15 protein-coding genes are annotated in these 16,219 nt (G+C 71.6%); 3 read left to right on the top strand and 12 right to left on the bottom strand.

Annotation, left to right across the window (positions count from 1 at the left end):
* The first annotated feature begins 14 nt into the window (after positions 1-14).
* Positions 15-944, top strand: coding sequence for an LLM class F420-dependent oxidoreductase (locus ACZ4EG_RS40810; RefSeq protein WP_467794216.1), 930 nt, complete (start codon positions 15-17; stop codon positions 942-944).
* A 56-nt stretch (positions 945-1,000) separates the two neighbouring features.
* Here ACZ4EG_RS40810 and ACZ4EG_RS40805 read toward each other — a convergent pair whose 3' ends face one another.
* The 10 genes from ACZ4EG_RS40805 to ACZ4EG_RS40760 form a co-directional block, all read right to left on the bottom strand.
* Complete coding sequence (locus ACZ4EG_RS40805; RefSeq protein WP_453557990.1) at positions 1,001-2,698, bottom strand: flavin monoamine oxidase family protein; 1,698 nt, start codon at positions 2,696-2,698, stop codon at positions 1,001-1,003.
* Positions 2,699-2,782: 84 nt separating this feature from the next.
* Positions 2,783-3,571, bottom strand: coding sequence for a carbon-nitrogen hydrolase family protein (locus ACZ4EG_RS40800; RefSeq protein ID WP_453557992.1), 789 nt, complete (start codon positions 3,569-3,571; stop codon positions 2,783-2,785).
* A 245-nt stretch (positions 3,572-3,816) separates the two neighbouring features.
* Entirely contained in the window at positions 3,817-4,197 is a 381-nt protein-coding gene (locus ACZ4EG_RS40795; protein ID WP_453557994.1) for a DUF742 domain-containing protein, read from the bottom strand.
* Positions 4,198-4,204: 7 nt separating this feature from the next.
* Positions 4,205-4,651 (bottom strand): roadblock/LC7 domain-containing protein, encoded by a 447-nt coding sequence (locus ACZ4EG_RS40790; RefSeq protein ID WP_453557996.1) that lies wholly within the window; start codon positions 4,649-4,651, stop codon positions 4,205-4,207.
* Positions 4,641-7,118 (bottom strand): sensor histidine kinase, encoded by a 2,478-nt coding sequence (locus ACZ4EG_RS40785; protein WP_467794215.1) that lies wholly within the window; start codon positions 7,116-7,118, stop codon positions 4,641-4,643. Before ACZ4EG_RS40785 ends, ACZ4EG_RS40790 begins: the two co-directional genes overlap by 11 nt.
* 138 nt (positions 7,119-7,256) lie before the next feature.
* Positions 7,257-8,720 carry an HAD-IA family hydrolase gene (locus tag ACZ4EG_RS40780; protein ID WP_467794214.1) on the bottom strand — a complete coding sequence of 488 codons (1,464 nt, stop codon included), beginning with the start codon at positions 8,718-8,720 and terminating at the stop codon, positions 7,257-7,259.
* Positions 8,721-8,778: 58 nt separating this feature from the next.
* Positions 8,779-9,858 (bottom strand): ABC transporter ATP-binding protein, encoded by a 1,080-nt coding sequence (locus tag ACZ4EG_RS40775; RefSeq protein ID WP_453558002.1) that lies wholly within the window; start codon positions 9,856-9,858, stop codon positions 8,779-8,781.
* Positions 9,859-9,862: 4 nt separating this feature from the next.
* Complete coding sequence (locus ACZ4EG_RS40770) at positions 9,863-10,681, bottom strand: ABC transporter permease (RefSeq protein ID WP_467794213.1); 819 nt, start codon at positions 10,679-10,681, stop codon at positions 9,863-9,865.
* Entirely contained in the window at positions 10,666-11,565 is a 900-nt protein-coding gene (locus ACZ4EG_RS40765; RefSeq protein ID WP_453558006.1) for an ABC transporter permease, read from the bottom strand. The genes ACZ4EG_RS40770 and ACZ4EG_RS40765 overlap by 16 nt, the downstream gene beginning before the upstream one ends.
* Positions 11,562-12,719 carry an ABC transporter substrate-binding protein gene (locus ACZ4EG_RS40760; protein ID WP_453558008.1) on the bottom strand — a complete coding sequence of 386 codons (1,158 nt, stop codon included), beginning with the start codon at positions 12,717-12,719 and terminating at the stop codon, positions 11,562-11,564. The genes ACZ4EG_RS40765 and ACZ4EG_RS40760 overlap by 4 nt, the downstream gene beginning before the upstream one ends.
* Positions 12,720-12,934: 215 nt before the next feature.
* Here ACZ4EG_RS40760 and ACZ4EG_RS40755 point away from each other — a divergent pair, with 215 nt between their 5' ends.
* Positions 12,935-13,675 carry a GntR family transcriptional regulator gene (locus ACZ4EG_RS40755; protein WP_453558010.1) on the top strand — a complete coding sequence of 247 codons (741 nt, stop codon included), beginning with the start codon at positions 12,935-12,937 and terminating at the stop codon, positions 13,673-13,675.
* 11 nt (positions 13,676-13,686) lie between these two features.
* Positions 13,687-14,148 carry an SRPBCC family protein gene (locus tag ACZ4EG_RS40750; RefSeq protein ID WP_467794212.1) on the top strand — a complete coding sequence of 154 codons (462 nt, stop codon included), beginning with the start codon at positions 13,687-13,689 and terminating at the stop codon, positions 14,146-14,148.
* A 6-nt stretch (positions 14,149-14,154) separates the two neighbouring features.
* Here ACZ4EG_RS40750 and ACZ4EG_RS40745 read toward each other — a convergent pair whose 3' ends face one another.
* Together ACZ4EG_RS40745 and ACZ4EG_RS40740 are read right to left on the bottom strand one after the other, a co-directional pair.
* Positions 14,155-14,607, bottom strand: coding sequence for an Lrp/AsnC family transcriptional regulator (locus ACZ4EG_RS40745; RefSeq protein WP_205385847.1), 453 nt, complete (start codon positions 14,605-14,607; stop codon positions 14,155-14,157).
* 10 nt (positions 14,608-14,617) lie between these two features.
* Entirely contained in the window at positions 14,618-16,087 is a 1,470-nt protein-coding gene (locus ACZ4EG_RS40740) for an amino acid permease (protein WP_467794211.1), read from the bottom strand.
* Positions 16,088-16,219 lie beyond the last annotated feature (132 nt).

Here is a 16,219-nt window from a genome sequence, read left to right as displayed (position 1 = left end):
GGAGCACTCGGCACATGGCGACCAGGCTCGGACTCAGCCTTCCGCAGAATCGGCAGTACGCCCTCGGCAAGGACGTGCCAGATGTGGCACGCACCGCCGAGGGGATCGGATACGACAGTCTGTGGGTGTACGAGCGGGCCCTGTTCCCGGAGCCCGCGACCCAGGGCCTGTACGGCATCGAGGGCATGCCCTGGCCGGACTCCTACCGCGGTGTGGCCGAGCCGCTGGTCACGCTGACGCTCGCCGCCGCGGCGACCGAGCGCGTCCGGCTGGGTTCGAGCGTGCTGGTCGCGCCCCTGCACCAGCCGTTCCAGCTGGCCAAATCCCTCGCCACACTGGACGCGGCGAGCGGCGGCCGGGTGATCGCCGGCTTCGGCACGGGCTGGTCGCTGGACGAGTACGCGGCCGCCGGCATCCGGCCGATCGCGGAGCGCGGCAAGGTGCTCGACGAGACCATCGAGGTCTGCCGCGCGGTGTGGGGCCCCGACCCGGTGCGCTACGACGGCCGGCTCACCAAGATCGAGTCGGCCGTGGTCGGGCCCAAGCCCGCCCGGCCGATCCCCATCCTGCTGGCCGCGAGCAACAAGCGGGCGCTGACCCGGCTCGTCGACCACGCCGACGGCTGGCTGCCGGTGGGCATGGGCGTCGAGCAGATCGCCGCCCAGTGGGCCCAACTGCAGGACCTGGCGGCCGAGCGCGGGCGCAAGGAGCCGGTCCAGACGGTCCTGCGGGTGAACGCCGCCTACTCGGCCAAGCCCTACGACGGCCCCGACCGCCGCCCCTTCCAGGGCAACGCGGACCAGATCGTGGAGGACCTGGTCGCGCACGCGGCGATCGGCCTGGAGGAGATCCTCGTCGACCTCCAGGACTCCGCGCGGGACGCTCAGGAGCTCAAGGAGGTCGCGGCGGAGGTCTACGAGAAGGCCCGCGCGGCCGGGGTGTAGGACGCCGGGGTGTAGGACAGGGCCTGGTCCTGGCCCGGTCCTGCCCCAGTCCTCTCCTAGTCCTCGGGGAGCTCGACCGGCGCGATCTCGTCGTAGACGTCACCCGGGCCCGGGTTGGCCGCGTCGGTCGTGCCGCCGAAGTGGTGCATGACGCCCCAGACCGCGTTCAGCGCGGTCTGGACGGCACCCTCGGCCCAGCCGGCCGTCCAGGAGATGTCGTCGCCGGCCAGGAAGATGCCGCGCTTGTCCTCGGGCAGCCGGTCCTGCATGAAGTGGGTGTACAGGCGGCGCTGGTAGCGGTAGTGGCCGGGCAGGTTGGCCTTGAACGCGCCCATGAAGTAGGGCTCGTTCTCCCAGGAGACGGTCACCGGGTTGCCGATGATGTGCTTCCTGATGTCGACCTTGGGGTAGATCTCGCCGAGCGACTTCAGCATGACCTCCATCCGCTCGTTCGCGGACAGCGGCAGCCACTTCAGGCTGTCGTCGCACCAGGTGTAGGAGAGGCAGATGACGGCGGGCTTGTCCGGACCGTCGTCCAGGAGGTAGGTGCCGCGCGTCATACGGTCGGTGAGCGTCATCGACATGACGTCCCGGCCGGTCTCCTCGTCCTTGTCCAGCCAGAACGGCCGGTCCACCGGCACGAAGAGCTTCGAGGACTCCATGTAGTGGGTCCGCTCGATGGCCGTCCAGTGGTCGATCGGGAAGAGCGAGTCGTCACAGGCGATCTTGGACAGCAGCATCCAGGACTGGGCAGTGAAGATGGCCGCCTTGAAGGTGCGGATGTCGCCGTTCGCGTCGGTCACCGTGATCTGGTTGCCCGCGGTGCGGTGCAGCCGGGTCACGGCCGGGCGCGGCTCGCCGTTCTCGTGCAGGGTCTTCAGCGAGGTGCCGTAGGCCCAGTGCACGATCTTCTCCGGCTCGCGCTCCCACAGCCGCACCGGCAGCTGCTGGGAGCCGCCGACGATGCCGCGGTGGTGGTCGTCGGCCTCGGTGTAGACGACGCGCAGGATCTCCAGGATGGAGTTCGGGAAGTCGGTGTCCCAGCCGCCGGTGCCGAAGCCGACCTGGCCGAAGATCTCGCGGTGCCGGAAGGACTTGAAGGCCTCGGACTCGCAGAGGAAGCCGTAGAAGGTCTGGTTGTCGAGCTTCTCGACCAGCTTCGCCCAGATCTCGCGGATGCGCGGCACGTCCCGCTCGCGCATGGCGCGGTTCATGTCGGAGAAGTCGGCGCCCTCGTCGAGGCACTTGTTCCAGGCCTCGGCGACGTCACGGTAGACCTGCGGCAGGTCGTCGATGGTCTCGGCGTAGTGCGACTCACCCTTGAGGTCGACGACGGTCGAAGGCGTCGCCTCGGCAAGGGGGTTGGGGAAGGCCTTGGTCTCCAGGCCGACCAGGTCGATGTAGTGCTGGAGGGCGGTGGAGGACGGCGGGAAGCGCATCGCGCCCAGCTCGCAGTTGAGCGACTCGTCGCAGCCCTCGAAGCCGACGGTGCGCAGCCGGCCGCCGAGCTGGTCGGCCTCGTAGACGACGGGCTTGAGGCCCATCTTCATCAGCTCGTAGGCGGCCACGATGCCGGACAGACCGCCGCCGACGACCGCGACCTCGGTGCCGTGCTCGGTCGCGGGGACCTGGCCGAGGCCCGCCGGGTGGGCGAGGAAGTCGTCGTACGCGTACGGGAAGTCCGGGCCGAACATGGTGATCGGCGGCTGCTGCTCGTCGGCGTGCTGGACGGCGTTGGGCACCGTGGACGTCATGGGGTACGGACTCCTTGCGCGGGAAGAACTCGGGGGAAGTTCTGGGGGAGGTTCGGGGGAGAGGTGTTCGTGGGGTCGGGAGGTTCAGACGAGCGACCCGTAGAGGCCGGGGCGGCGGTCCCGCAGATACGGGTTCGCCTCGCGGGAGGCGGCCAGGAAGGCGGGGTCGACGTCGGCGAGGACGAGCTCCTCGGCGCGGCCGGCCCGGGTGCGGGCGACTCCGTCGGGACCGGCGAGGACGGACAGTCCGACGAACTCGAACTCGCCCTCCGGACCGACCCGGTTGACGTACGCCACGTACATCTGGTTCTCCCAGGCCCGCACCGGGACGAGGGACTCGGCGACGAACTGGAACGGATGCATCTGCGCCGTCGGCACGACGAGGAGGTCGGTGCCGGCCAGGGCGTGGGCGCGGACGTTCTCCGGGAACTCGACGTCGTAGCAGATCATCAGGCCGACGGTCAGGCCGTTCAGCTCGGCCTGGACGACGGGCTGGTCGCCCGGGGTGAAGTGGTCGCGCTCGAAGCAGCCGAAGAGGTGGGTCTTGCGGTAGTTCGCGAGGCGGGTGCCGTCCGCGGAGATCAGCTGGACGGAGTTGTGGACCGTGTCGCCGTCGCGCTCCGGGTAGCCGTAGGCGATGGCCAGACCGTGCCGGCCGGCGAGGTCGGCGATCGCGTCGGCCGAGTCGCCGTCGGCGGGCTCGGCCAGGCGGCCGATGTCGTCGCCGATCGCGTACCCGGTGAGGAACATCTCCGGCGTGGAGAGCAGCGCGGCGCCCGCGGCGGCGGCACGGCCCGCGGCCTCGTCGAGGACCTTGAGGTTCTCGACGGTCGAGCCGGGGCGGCCGGAGCTCTGGAGCAGGGCGGTGCGCATGCGTGTTCCTCACCGGTACGGAGGGGTTTGGGGGCCAGTTAGAAGGTACGTTCGGCGGACTCGGCCGGACAAGGAGGAGCCGTTGCGCGCCGGTGAGCGGTTCATTGCGTGCACCCGGCACCGAGCGGCGATTCGTTGCGTGCCCGCGGGCCACGGATCCGGGCGATCCTGGCCCACTGGCACCGGCCCGGCGGCCTGACCTGCGCATACGCCCCGATGTGGGCGCCGTACGAACGCCGTCGGTGTCAGAGCTCGCGCAGTCGCTCGACGATCTCCTGGAGCAGCTCCGGGTCGGCCGCGGGTCCGGAGACCGGCAGACGGCGCGGCTCGTCGATGCGCACCAGCCCGGCCTCGGCCAGATCGCCGAGCAGCACGCGTACGACGGTCAGGGGCAGGTCGGCGTCCGCGGCGAGCTCGACGACCGGGCGCGGGCCGCGGCGCACCAGGTCGAGCAGGGCGGTGCGGGCGTGGTCGACGCCCGGCTGTGCCGTGTCCGTGTCCAGGACGGTGACCCGGGACATCAGGTCGATGGTGTGCCGCTCCGAGGGCCGGGTGCGGCCCCGGGTGACGGTGTAGGGGCGCACCATCGACCCGGTCTCGTCCTCGTACCAGTGGTCGTCGCTCACGGCCGGATCAGGTGGCCGAGCGTGCGGCGGCGTCCAGGTGGCGGCCGAGGCGGCGGACGAGCAGCGCCATCTCGTGGGCCAGCTGTCCGACGTCGGTCTGCACCTCGCTGAGCACGGCCAGGCGGCTGCCGTGGCCGGCCGGGGTGATGAAGAGGTAGGCGTCGTCGAGCATCACCATCGTCTGCCGTACCTCTCCGGCCTCGAACCGCTCCCCCGCCGAGCGGGCCAGGCTGTGGAAGCCGGAGCAGACGGCGGCGAGGTGCTCGATGTCCCGTCTGCGCATGCCCTCCGAGGCGCTCAGCGGCAGGCCGTCCGCGGTGAGGAGCACGGCCTGGCGGACGTGTTCGGTCCTGGCCACGAGGTCGTCGAGCAGCCAGCCGAGGCCGGCGTCGGGTGCTCCGGCCCGGTGCTCATGGGTCTGTGCGTCACCGTGTGTCGTCTCGTCACCGTGCATCGTCGGCGTCCGTCCCTTCGTCGGCGTCTGTGGTCGTGGGCAGGCCCTTGCGGCCCCGTTCGAGGCCGCGCTGGAAGGCGCCGAAGACCGCCCGCATCTCCTCGGCGTCGACCTCACGCTCCGGGGCGGCATCTCGGGGCGGCGGGTCATCGCGCAGCGGTGCGGCGAGCGAGGCCTGCCGAACGCGGGTGGGCAGGGCGGGAGCGCCCGCGTCGGGAGCGGGAGCGCCCGCGTCGGGAGCGGGAGCGCCCGCGTCGGGAGCAGGGCTTGCGCCCTCCCTCGGCCCGCTCACCTGGCCGCCCTCCGTCACCAGGCGCATCACCCGACCGGGCTCGGCCGTCAGGTCCTGCACCCGGCCGTGCTCGGCGAGCGAAGCCCGCGTCCGGCCGTCCTCCGCCCGGTCGGCGTCCGCCGAGTGGCCGTCGGCTCGACCGTGCTGGGGCGCCGTGACCTTTGCCCGTGGCCGCTCCGCGCGGCCGGGGGCGCCCGATCCGCGCCGTGACGGCAGGCTGCGTACCGGCGTGTCCGGCTCCGCGCTCCCGTCGCCTGCCTCGGGCTCCAGCTCCGCCAGGAGCGTCGACGGCAGCAGTACCACCGCGGTCGTGCCGCCGTACGGCGAGTCCCGCAGGGTGACCTGGATGCCGTGGCGGGCGGCGAGGCGGCCCACGACGTACAGGCCGAGCCGGTCGTGCCGGGTCGGGTCGAACGCGTCGGGGTCCGTGAGGGTCCGATGGGCGTCGGCGAGCTGGTCGGGGTCGAGGCCGAGGCCCCGGTCGTCCAGCTCCAGGACGAAGCCGCCGGACGCCCGGCCGGTGCGCAGGGTGACCTGCGTGTGCGGCGGCGAGAACACCGTGGCGTTCTCCAGGAGCTCGGCGATCAGATGCACCACGTCGGCGACGGCGTCCGCCGCGACCCCGACCTCGGCCATCGGCGGGACCACCACGCGCGTGTAGTCCTCGATCTCGCCCACCGCGGCCGACACGACGTCCGCGACCGGCACCGGACGTCGCCATCTGCGCCCTGGCACCGCGCCGGACAGGATGATCAGGCTCTCCGCGTGCCGGCGCATACGCGTGGTCAGGTGGTCGATGCGGAACAGCTGGCGCAGGATGTCCGGATCCTCGGTGCGCCGCTCCAGCGTGTCGACGAGCTTGAGCTGGCGATGGACGAGCGCCTGATTGCGGCGGGCGATGTTGAGGAGCACCGCGAACAGCCCGCGCCGCAGGGTGGCCTGCTTGACGGCCGCCTCGACGGCGGCCAGGCGCGCGGCGTTGAAGGACCGGCCGACCTGGCCGATCTCGTCGGCCCGTACCTCGTCGGCGGCCAGCGGCGGTGCCTCCGCGACCGCGTCCACGTCCTCACCGGCACTCAGCCGTCGCATCACGTCCGGCAGTTGCCGGGTGGTCAGCACGTCGGCGGTGTCCCGCAGCGTCTCCAGGCGGCGGGAGATCCGCCGGGCGCCGCGCACCGCGAACCACAGGGACACTCCCACGGCGGCCAGCCCGGCCACCGCGACGACGACCGCCTTGGTCAGCTCCTGGTAGGCGAACGCCCGCCCGCGCGCGGCCGAGTTCTCGGCGGAGCGGGTGCACAGCTGCATATAGCGCTTGACGGCCCGGTCGCTGGTCGTCCGCCAGGTGCCGGCGGCGACGGCCTCCCCGGCGTGTGCCGGACCGGCCCGCAGCAGCGCGTCCTCGCCCCGCAGCAGCGAGCGGTACAGGTCGCCGCGCTGGAACTCCTCGAACAGGGCGCGCGAGTCGGACGGCAGGTCCGGCACATACGTCCGCTCGAAGACCCGCCGGTCCTCGATCGTCGCGGTCAGGGTGTCGTACTGCCGGTCGGACAGCGTCCCCGCGGCCCGTGCCCCGGCGACCAGGGCGTCCTCGCGGGAGACGAACTCCCGCACCCGCACCAGCTCGATGACGACCTGCGCCTCCCGGGCGAGCTGCCCGGCCTGCAGGGCGGTGAGCGTGGACTGGACGTCGAAGCCGGGCTCGACGAGCGCGCCGTACTCGGTGACGGCCCGGTCCCAGGAGATCCGCCGGGCCAGCACGCGGTCCCGCAGCTCGTCCAGTCCGTCGGTGGCGTGGAGCATCGCGTCGAGCGTCTCCCGCTGCCGGTCGCTGAGCCGGCTGCGGTCGCCGTCCCGGATCGCGTCGCGCATGGCGCTCACGGCGCGGTCGGTGCGGCGCTGCTGGGCCAGCAGGTTCCCGGCGGCGGCCGTGTCGTGGCCCGCGCCCAGGTAGGTGGCCGAGAGCCGCCGTTCGATCTGGATCTGGCCGATCGCCGTGTCCACGGGGGTGCCGAAGTCCTCGTACACCCCCTGGAGCCGGATCAGCGCACGCAGTTCCCCGGTGACGGACACCATGGCGAAGCTCCACAGTGCCATCAGGGCGACGACCGGAGCGAGTGCGAGTGCCACGATCCGGGTGCGGACGGTGGTGGGACGGCCGACGGGCCAGCGCATGGAATACCTGCCGGTGTTACCAGTCAGTAGAAAGTCCGGCACAACCTACGGGATCGCCACCTGCACCGCAATGGTTGCCCCGGGTAACCCCGGGGCAGTTCCCTGGTGACCGCGGCTCAGTTCCCGGGTGGCCCCGGCTCAGTTCCCGGGCACCGAGAACCTGGTGACCACCGCGGCGTGGTCCGAGGGCCAGTCGTTGCCCGCGACGTCGGGCCAGGGGCGCGGGATTCCGCTGACCACCGTCCGGGAGGCGAGCACCGTCAGCCCCCGGTGCAGGACGTAGTCGATCCGGTCCTGCGGCTCGGGCCGGCCGCTGCCGTCCTCGTGCACCGGATGGATCGGGGACCAGGTGTGGCCGGGGGCCGTGTCCGGGTTGGGGTGGGCCTCCCGGTAGGAGTCGCGCAGCCCCGCCCGCTCCGCCGCCTTCGTCACCGGCCACTCGACGTCGGGCCAGTCCAGGTGGGAGGGGCAGTTGAAGTCGCCGACGAGGACGACGGGCACGCCGTCGGCGTTCGACTCGGCGATCCGGTCCAGGGCGTCCTGCATCTGCGCGAGCCGGACCTCCTCGTGGGCGACGAGCACGTCCGACGGGAGAGCGTCGAAGGCGGACTCGTAGGGACCGTACGGCGTGTAGTGGAGATGGGCGGTCCAGACGTCGACCTCGCGGCCCGGAGCGATCTCGATCCGGACCCCGGCGGCGCCGTAGAAGCCGACGTCCGGGTCGCCGAAGCGGGCGGTGACCGGGTGGCGGCTGATGACGCCCAGGTTCTCCCCGGCCCGGTGGTGGTGCCAGCCCAGCGCGTCGGCGAGCTCCTGGGCCGCGGTGCCGCCGGTCTCCTGGAGGCCCACCACGTCGACGCCGCTCTCCAGGATCGCCTTGAGCTGCTTGGCGCGGTGGTCGTCGACCGGGCTGCCGCCGAGCCACAGGTTCCAGGTCATGACGCGCAGTTCGTATCCGACCATGTCTCGCAGATCCTCCGGGGTGACTGCGACGAGGCTGTCGCGTACGGTCCGGCCGGGCGCCGCCTCGATCGGCGCGAGGGACGGCACGGCGAGGACGGCGCACCCGGCCGCCTCCGCCGAACTGACACCGGTACTGGTGTCCTCGACCGCCACGCAGGCCGCCGGGTCGACACCGAGCGCGCGGCAGGCGGCGAGGTAGGGATCCGGGGCGGGCTTGGTGCGGCCAGTGTCGTCGGCGGTGACGGAGGCGGCGAAGCGGCCGGCGCCGAGGGCTTCGAGCACGGTGTCGGCGACCGCGCGTGGGGACGCGGTCACCAGGGCGGTGGGCACGCCGTCGCGGGCGAGGGCGTCCAGCAGGTCGAGCGCGCCGGGGCGTGGCACGATGCCGGTGCGGACCCGGGCGACGAACTCCCGGTGCAGCTCCCGTGCGATGCCGTCGGCCGGCCTGCCGGTGGCCGCGCCGAGCCACTCGGCGGTGTCCTCGACGGCACGGCCGAGCACCTCCGGCTGGTCCGCCTCGGTCAGCGGGCGTCCGGCGACCTGCTCCACCGCCTCCCACCACAGTCGCTCGGTGTCGACGAGCGTGCCGTCCATGTCGAACAGAACGGCCTGGAGCGGGAGTCGGGGGTGGGGGGTCACGTTTCTCTCTTTCTTCACTGACAGAACTGACAACTGCGCCGACCGGTCGGTGCGTCCGCTACCGGTCGCTTCGCTCGGCCACGAGCACCGGGCGCTCCGGCAGCGACACGCTCACCGCGGCTCCGGCGCCGAGTCCGGCCGCCTCGTGCGCGGGCAGGTCGGCCTTGGCCTCGGTGCCGTCGGCGAGCCTGACGCTCACCCGGACGACCGCGCCCAGGAAGGCCGTGGCGACGACGCGCGCGGTGCCCTCGTCGTCCGCGGCCACCCGGACGGCCTCGGGCCGCACCAGCACGTCGACCTCGGTCACGGCAGGCCCCTCGCCGTCCACCTGCAGCCGCTGCCCGAGCACCTCGACCGAGCCGTCCTTCAGGACGCCCGGGATGCGGCTCATCGTGCCGACGAACTCGGCGACGAAGGCGGTGGCGGGCCGGCCGTACAGCTCGGCGGGGGCGGCGCACTGTTCGAGCCGTCCGGCGCGCATGACGGCGACCCGGTCGGCGACGGACAGCGCCTCCTCCTGATCGTGCGTCACGAAGAGTGTGGTGATGCCGAGTTCCTGCTGGAGTCTGCGGATCTCCTCGCGCAGGGTCAGCCGTACCTTGGCGTCGAGCGCCGACAGCGGCTCGTCGAGCAGCAGCACGCGCGGGCGCAGGGCGAGCGCGCGGGCCAGCGCGATGCGCTGCTGCTGGCCGCCGGAGAGCTGGTGCGGGAACCGCTCCCCCTTGTCGCCCAGGCCGACCAGCTCCAGCAACTCGGCGGCACGCGAACGCCGTTCGGCCGTACGCACCTTGCGCATGCGCAGCCCGAAGGCGACGTTGTCGACCGCGTTGAGATGCGGGAAGAGGCTGTACGACTGGAAGACCATCCCGGCGTCACGGCGGTGGGCCGGGACGTGGGTGACGTCCTCGCCGTCCACCAGCACGGCGCCGGAGTCCGGGTGTTCGAACCCGGCGAGCATGCGCAGCGCGGTGGTCTTGCCGCAGCCGGACGGGCCGAGCAGCGCGAGGAACTCGCCCGGCCGCACGGCGAGGTCGAGTCCGTCGAGGGCGACGGTAGACCCGAACTCCCGGCGAAGGCCACGGAATTCGACCGTGGCGGCCTTCTCCGTGACGGTCGTGTCGAGCGTGGTGGCGGTCATTGGTTCATCCCCGGGACGAAGCGGTTCGGGTACGCCCGCCGGCACCGGCGAGCGCGAGGAGCAGGGCCCATGTGACGAGCAGGCTCAGCACGGACACGGCGACGGACAGCTGGGCCTGCGAGCCGCCGACGTTGTAGATCCACACGGCGAAGGGCTGGAAGCCCAGCAGCCGGGCCACGGTGAACTCGCCGAGCACCAGCGCCAGCGTGAGAAAGGCCGCGTTCAGCAGCGCCCCGCGCAGATTGGGCAGGACGGCCCGGACCAGGGCCTGCGGCCAGGAGGCGCCGCAGCTGCGGGCGGCCTCGACGAGGGTGCGGACGTCGATCGCGCGCAGCCCGGAGTCCAGCGCCCGGTACACGAAGGGCAGCGCCATCACGACGTAGGCGAGGACCAGCACGACCGGGAAGCTCGGGTTCTGGATCGCCACGAACGTCTGGAACAGCGGGGTCCGGGACAGGTGGTCGGGACCCCACTTCAGGACGGTCGCGATCCCGGCGACGAACGCGATCGGCGGCACGACCAGCGGCAGCGAGCACACCACCTCGACGACCGGCCGCAGCCGGGGCGCGCCGAGCCGCAGCGCGACCACGGCGGGCACCATCAGCAGCAGGACGACGGCGATGGTGGCCGCGGCCAGCTCCAGGGAGAGCAGCAGGCTGGAGACGAACCCGTCGGCGGAGACGATCTGCGTGTAGGCGTCGAAGGTGACACCCTGCCCGGGCACGTCCACCGTGAAGATCACGGAGGCGCCCAGCGGGACCAGGAAGTAGAGCGCGGCCAGGCCGAGGACGGCCCACCGCCAGGGGGTCAGGCGTCGAGCCATCGGGCGCTCCGTCGTTGCAGGGGCAGATACACGGCCATCACCACACCCGCGACCAGGACCATGTCGAGGCTGAGGGCGAGTGCCACGTTCTCCTGCCCGACCAGCACGTTGCCGGAGATGGCGTCGGCGATCTGCAGGGTGACCAGCGGGACCGCGCTGCCGACCATCGCGGCGGCGGTGGCGTAGGCGGCGAAGGCGCTGCCGAAGAGCAGGACGAGGCCGCCGAGCAGGGAGGGCGCGAGCACCGGCAGGGCGACGTGCCGCCAGTACTGGACGGTGGTGGCGCCGTTGTTCCGGGCGGCCTCGCGCCACTGGGAGCGCAGGCCGTCCAGGGCCGGGGTGATGGTCAGGACCATCAGCGGGATCAGGAAGTAGAGGTAGACCAGCACCAGACCCCAGAAGCTGTAGAGGTCCCAGCCCTTGTCCGTAAGTCCCAGGTGCACGGTCAGCACACCGGCGTTGCCGAGGGTGGCGACGAAGGCGAAGGCCAGCGGGACACCGCCGAAGTTGGCGAGGACGCCGGAGGCGGTGAGCACGGCCTCGCGCAGCGCGCGCGACCGCGAGGTCACGACGGCCTGGGCGAGCGGCAGCCCGAGCAGCGTGGCGAGGGCGGCGGAGACGGCGGACAGTTTGACGCTGCCGACCAGGGCGGTGAGGTACGGCCCCTGCAGCGAGGTGGTCAGGTTCTCGGCGGTGTACGAACTGGCGCCCGTCGTCTGGTCCTTGACGGTGAAGGCGCCGTTCAGCATGGCGAGGGCGGGGATCCCGAAGGCGATCGCGGTGAACACGAGCAGCGGGACGACGGCGAGCCAGCCGGGGGCACGGCGCCGCCGCTTCTGCGAAGCGAGCGGCGCCGTGTCCACCCTCGTGAGAGCGGTGGTCATCCGGCGACGGCCTTCGACCAGCCCTGCGCGATGACCGTCTTGGCCTTGCTCTGCTGGGCCTCGGTCGGGAAGGCGGGCGTACCGGAGACCTTCGGGAGCTTGGCGGCGGCCGTCTTGTCGAGGGTGCCGGCCTTGTCCAGGGAGGTCATCAGGGCCGGGCGGGCGTAGCCCTTGAGCCACAGGTTCTGGCCCTCGGCGCTGTAGAGGTACTCCTGCCACAGGCGGGCGGCCGCCGGGTGCGGGGCGTCCTTGTTGATGGCCTGGGAGTAGAACTGGGAGAACTGGCCGTCGGTGGGCACCGCGACCTTCCAGTCCACGCCCTTGGACTTGAACTCCTCGGCGTAGCCGGCGTTCAGGTAGTCCCAGTCGATGCTGATCGGCGTCTCGCCCTTCTCGACGGTGGCCGGGGTCGACTCGACGGGCGTGTAGTTGCCGTTCTTCTTGAGCTTGCCGAAGAAGTCGAGGCCGGGCTGGATGTCGTCGAACGAGCCGCCGTTCGCGAGGGCGGCCGCGTAGACGCCGCCGAAGGCCGAACCGGACTTGGTGGGGTTGCCGTTGAGGGCGACCTGGCCCTTGTACTCCGGCTTGAGCAGGTCCTTGAAGGTGGTCGGGCAGTTCTTGACGCGCTTGGCGTCGCAGCCGATGGAGATGTAGCCGCCGTAGTCGTTGTACCAGCGGGCCTGCGCGTCCTTCTGCGCGGCCGGGATGTCGCCGTAGGAGGCCACCTTGTACGGCGCGAGCAGGCCCTGCTGGGCGGCGCTGAGCGCGAAGGAGCTGCCGAGGTCGAGCACGTCGGGGGCCCGGTCCTGGCCCTTGCGGGAGGTCACGGCGTTGATCTCGTCCTGGCTGGAGCCGTCGGGGCTCTCGACCTCGATCTTGATGCCGTACTTCTTCTGGAAGCCGTCGATCAGGGCGCCGTAGTTGGCCCAGTCGCGGGGCAGGGCGATGGCGTGGAGGGTGCCTTCCTTCTTGGCGGCCTTGACCAGCGCGTCCATGCCGCCGAGGTCGGCGGCGGAGGTGGCGGTTGCGGCGTTCTTGCCGTCGGCGGTGGTCGACGCGTTGTCGGGGGCGGCGCCGCAGGCGCTGAGGGCGAGTGCGGCGGCTACGGCGAGGCCACCGCTGAGAACGGCGGTTCGCGGCAGGAACACTGTCACGGTCACTCCAGGGGTGCACACGAGCGGGGAGGTGAGACGACGACAACTTGTCTGAACAAGTTGCGTCACAGTACGCCCGCTCCGGGTGTCCTGTCTGTAAACCACGGAGAAACTTTGACCGCTTGTTGTGTGCACAATCCAGACCGTTTCAGATCACGCTCAGGTCTCGATTAGGCTGGTCACGCTGTGCACAGCGATCTACTCAGAGGGGAAGCATGACTGCGCGACACGAGGAGATCGCCGATGAACTGCGACGGGCGATCGACCGCGAGGAGTACACAGTCGGCAGTCGGCTGCCCTCGGAGACGGAACTCGCCGCGCAGTACGGCGTCTCACGCGGCACCTTGCGCCAGGCCGTCGCGACCCTCACCACCGAGGGACTCATCGGTTCCCGCCAGGGCGCCCGCAGGGTGGTGCTGGCCAGCCGTCGCAGCCAGAGCTTCGAGGAACTGCGCAGCTTCGCGCAGTGGGCACGGGCGATGGGCCGTGAGGCGACGGGTCATGTCGTCGCGCAGGAGCACCGCCCGGCGACCAAGGAGGACGCCGTCCGCCTCCAACTGCGCGCGGGGACGCCCGTGTTGCACGTCCTGCGGGTGCGCGGTCTGGACGGCGAGCCGGTCCTGCTGGAGCGGACCGTGTACGCCGACTGGATCGCCCCGGCCGTCGAGGCCATCGAGCCGGACTGCCCGTCCGTCACCCAGCGGCTCTTCGAGGACACGGGCCTGGTCTTCGCCTACGGCGAGCACGTCATCGACGCGGTGGCGGCGAGCGCCCAGGACGCCGAGCTGCTCGGCATCCGCCGCACCAGCCCCCTGCTGCGGGTCCGCAGGGTGACGACGACCCGTGAAGGGCGCCCGGTGGAGTGGTCGGACGACCGCTACCGCTCGGACGCCGTGAGCTTCAGTGTGCACAATTCGATCGGGAGCAACGCCCTGGCCCGCAAGACGGCCGACTGAGGGGAGCCCGAATGAAGCCCGCCGCGATCGCCGCACTGCCGTTCGTCGACGAGCACACGACCCTCGTCGCGGCGCAGCCCGACGCCGTCTGGCGCGGTCTCGGCGACGTCCTGGACCACTCGTTCTCCCGCCCGCGCGCAACCGGCTACGCACGCCTGGTCGGCGCCGCCGATCACACGGTGTCCGGGCCACGCCGCCCACCGGCCGAGGGCTCGGTGTTCGCCGGGTTCCGGGTGGTCTCCGCGCGCCCGGGCCGCGAACTGGTCCTCGCCGGACGCCACCGCTTCTCGACCTACGCCCTGGTCTTCCACCTGGACGCGGCCGGCCCCGGCCACACCCTGCTACGAGCCGAAACCCGGGCCCGCTTCCCCGGCCCCCTCGGCACGCTCTACCGCTTCGCCGTCATCGGTACCGGCGGCCACGCCCTGGCCGTACGCCGCCTCCTCACCTCGGTCGGCCGCCGCTACGCATAGCGCGGCTCAGGTGGGCGAACCCGAGGAGAATCTCCGCAGCAGCGGCGAGAGCACCAGGACGGACTTGGTTCGTTCCACGAACGGCTCCCCCGCGATCCGCTCCAGCACGCGCTCGAAGTGGCGCATGTCGGAGGCGAAGACCTGGGCGACCGCGTCCGCCTCACCGGTGACGGTGGAGGCGGCCACGACCTCCTGGTAGCGCTCCAGACCCCGCTGGATGGTCTCCGGCGAGGTGTTGCGCCGGCAGTAGATCTCGACGAACCCCTCGGTCTCCCAGCCGAGCGCCGCCGGGTCGACCCGTACGGTGAAACCGGTGATGGCTCCGGTGGCCCGCAGCCGGTCCACGCGCCGCTTCACGGCGGGCGCGGACAGGCCGACCAACTGCCCGATGTCCGCGTAGGAGCGGCGGGCGTCCTCGGCGAGGGCGTGCACGATGCGTTCGTCGAGATCGTTCAGCACAGTGGGTTGATCAGCTCTCAGGTGTTGCGAGTCGGGAACGGCGGTAGCCGTACAGGAAGTAGAACACGAGTCCGGCAGCCATCCAGCACCCGAAGACGACCCATGTGACGGTGTCGAGGCTGAACATGTTGTACGCGCAGAACAGGAAGCCCAGCACCGGCAGAACCGGCCCGAACGGCACCTTGAACGTGCGCTCCAGCTCCGGCCGCCGGTACCGCAGGATGACGACCGCGATGTTGACCAGCCCGAAGGCGAACAGCGTGCCGATGCTGGTGGCGTCGACGAGCTTGCCCAGCGGGATGAGCGCGCCGAGCACACCGCAGAACAGGGACACGATCACCGTGTTGAGGCGGGGGGCACCGGTCTTCGGGTGGACCTTGCCGAGCGCCTTGGGCACCAGACCGTCGCGGGACATCGCGAACAGGATGCGGGTCTGGCCGTAGAGCACGGTGAGCACCACGCTCGCGATGGAGATGACCGCGCCCAGGGCGAGCAGCGTGCCCCAGAAGGTCTGGCCGCTGACATCGTTCATGATCGCGGCGAGGGTGGCCTCCGAGCCGTCGAACTTCTTCCAGTTCCAGGCGCCGACGGCGACGGCCGCGACGAGCACGTACAGCGCGGTCACGATGATCAGCGACAGCATGATCGCCCGCGGAAGGTCCCGCTTGGGGTTCTTCGCCTCCTCACCGGCGGTGGAGGCGGCGTCGAAGCCGATGTACGAGAAGAACAGCGTGGCACCGGCGGCGCTGACCCCGGCCATGCCGAGCGGCATGAAGTCGGCGTAGTTGCCGGACTTGAAGCCCATGAAACCGATGGAGCAGAAGAGCACCAGGGCGGCGATCTTCACGCACACCATGATCGTGTTGGCCCGGGCGGACTCACGTGCGCCACCGAGCAGGAACACCATCGCCAGGAGAACGACGATCAGGGCGGGCAGGTTGATGATGCCGTTGCCCTCGCCGGGCGCCGAGGACAGGGCGGCCGGGATGGTGACGCCTATGGTGCCGTCCAGCAGCTCGTTCAGGTACTCGCCCCAGCCGACGGCGACCGCGGCCACCGACACGCCGTACTCCAGCACGAGGCACCAGCCGCAGACCCAGGCGACCAGCTCACCCATCGTTGCGTACGCATACGAGTAGGAGGAGCCGGCGACCGGGATGCTGCCCGCCAGCTCGGCGTACGACAGGGCCGAGAACAGCGCCGTGAGACCGGCGATCACAAAGGCCAGGGTGACCGCGGGACCGGCCTCCGGAACGGCGTCGCCGAGGACGACGAAGATGCCGGTGCCGAGCGTGGCACCGATGCTGATCATCGTCAGCTGCCACAGGCCGAGGGAGCGCCGGAGCGTGCCTCCCTCGCCCTGGCCGCCCTCCGCGACCAGGCTTTCCACGGGCTTGCGACGCATGAGGCCCGCGGCAACGCCCGGGGATGCTGATGCGGTCTCTCTACGGTTCTGCGGGGGTGCGCCTTGGTCGAGCACGCGCTGGCTCCTTATCGCTGCCACTCAGGGTGGCGGGGACCGGAGGCATTCCTGCGAGGGCAGGAACCCACCGAGCGGGGTCCCCGCCACACCACGTACAGCGCAGCACCCTATGAGCCAGGGCTTTACGGG

This window comes from Streptomyces sp. NPDC025638 (assembly GCF_055558775.1).
This window is presented reverse-complemented; position numbering and strand designations above follow the sequence as displayed.

What these genes read in the sequence shown, in the direction of transcription:
- ACZ4EG_RS40810 (WP_467794216.1), top strand. Translation starts at nt 15, where the DNA reads ATGGCGACCAGGCTCGGACTCAGCCTTCCGCAGAATCGGCAGTACGCC.
- ACZ4EG_RS40805 (WP_453557990.1), bottom strand. Translation starts at nt 2,698, where the DNA reads ATGACGTCCACGGTGCCCAACGCCGTCCAGCACGCCGACGAGCAGCAG.
- ACZ4EG_RS40800 (WP_453557992.1), bottom strand. Translation starts at nt 3,571, where the DNA reads ATGCGCACCGCCCTGCTCCAGAGCTCCGGCCGCCCCGGCTCGACCGTC.
- ACZ4EG_RS40790 (WP_453557996.1), bottom strand. Translation starts at nt 4,651, where the DNA reads ATGCACGGTGACGAGACGACACACGGTGACGCACAGACCCATGAGCAC.
- ACZ4EG_RS40785 (WP_467794215.1), bottom strand. Translation starts at nt 7,118, where the DNA reads ATGCGCTGGCCCGTCGGCCGTCCCACCACCGTCCGCACCCGGATCGTG.
- ACZ4EG_RS40775 (WP_453558002.1), bottom strand. Translation starts at nt 9,858, where the DNA reads ATGACCGCCACCACGCTCGACACGACCGTCACGGAGAAGGCCGCCACG.
- ACZ4EG_RS40770 (WP_467794213.1), bottom strand. Translation starts at nt 10,681, where the DNA reads ATGGCTCGACGCCTGACCCCCTGGCGGTGGGCCGTCCTCGGCCTGGCC.
- ACZ4EG_RS40765 (WP_453558006.1), bottom strand. Translation starts at nt 11,565, where the DNA reads ATGACCACCGCTCTCACGAGGGTGGACACGGCGCCGCTCGCTTCGCAG.
- ACZ4EG_RS40755 (WP_453558010.1), top strand. Translation starts at nt 12,935, where the DNA reads ATGACTGCGCGACACGAGGAGATCGCCGATGAACTGCGACGGGCGATC.
- ACZ4EG_RS40750 (WP_467794212.1), top strand. Translation starts at nt 13,687, where the DNA reads ATGAAGCCCGCCGCGATCGCCGCACTGCCGTTCGTCGACGAGCACACG.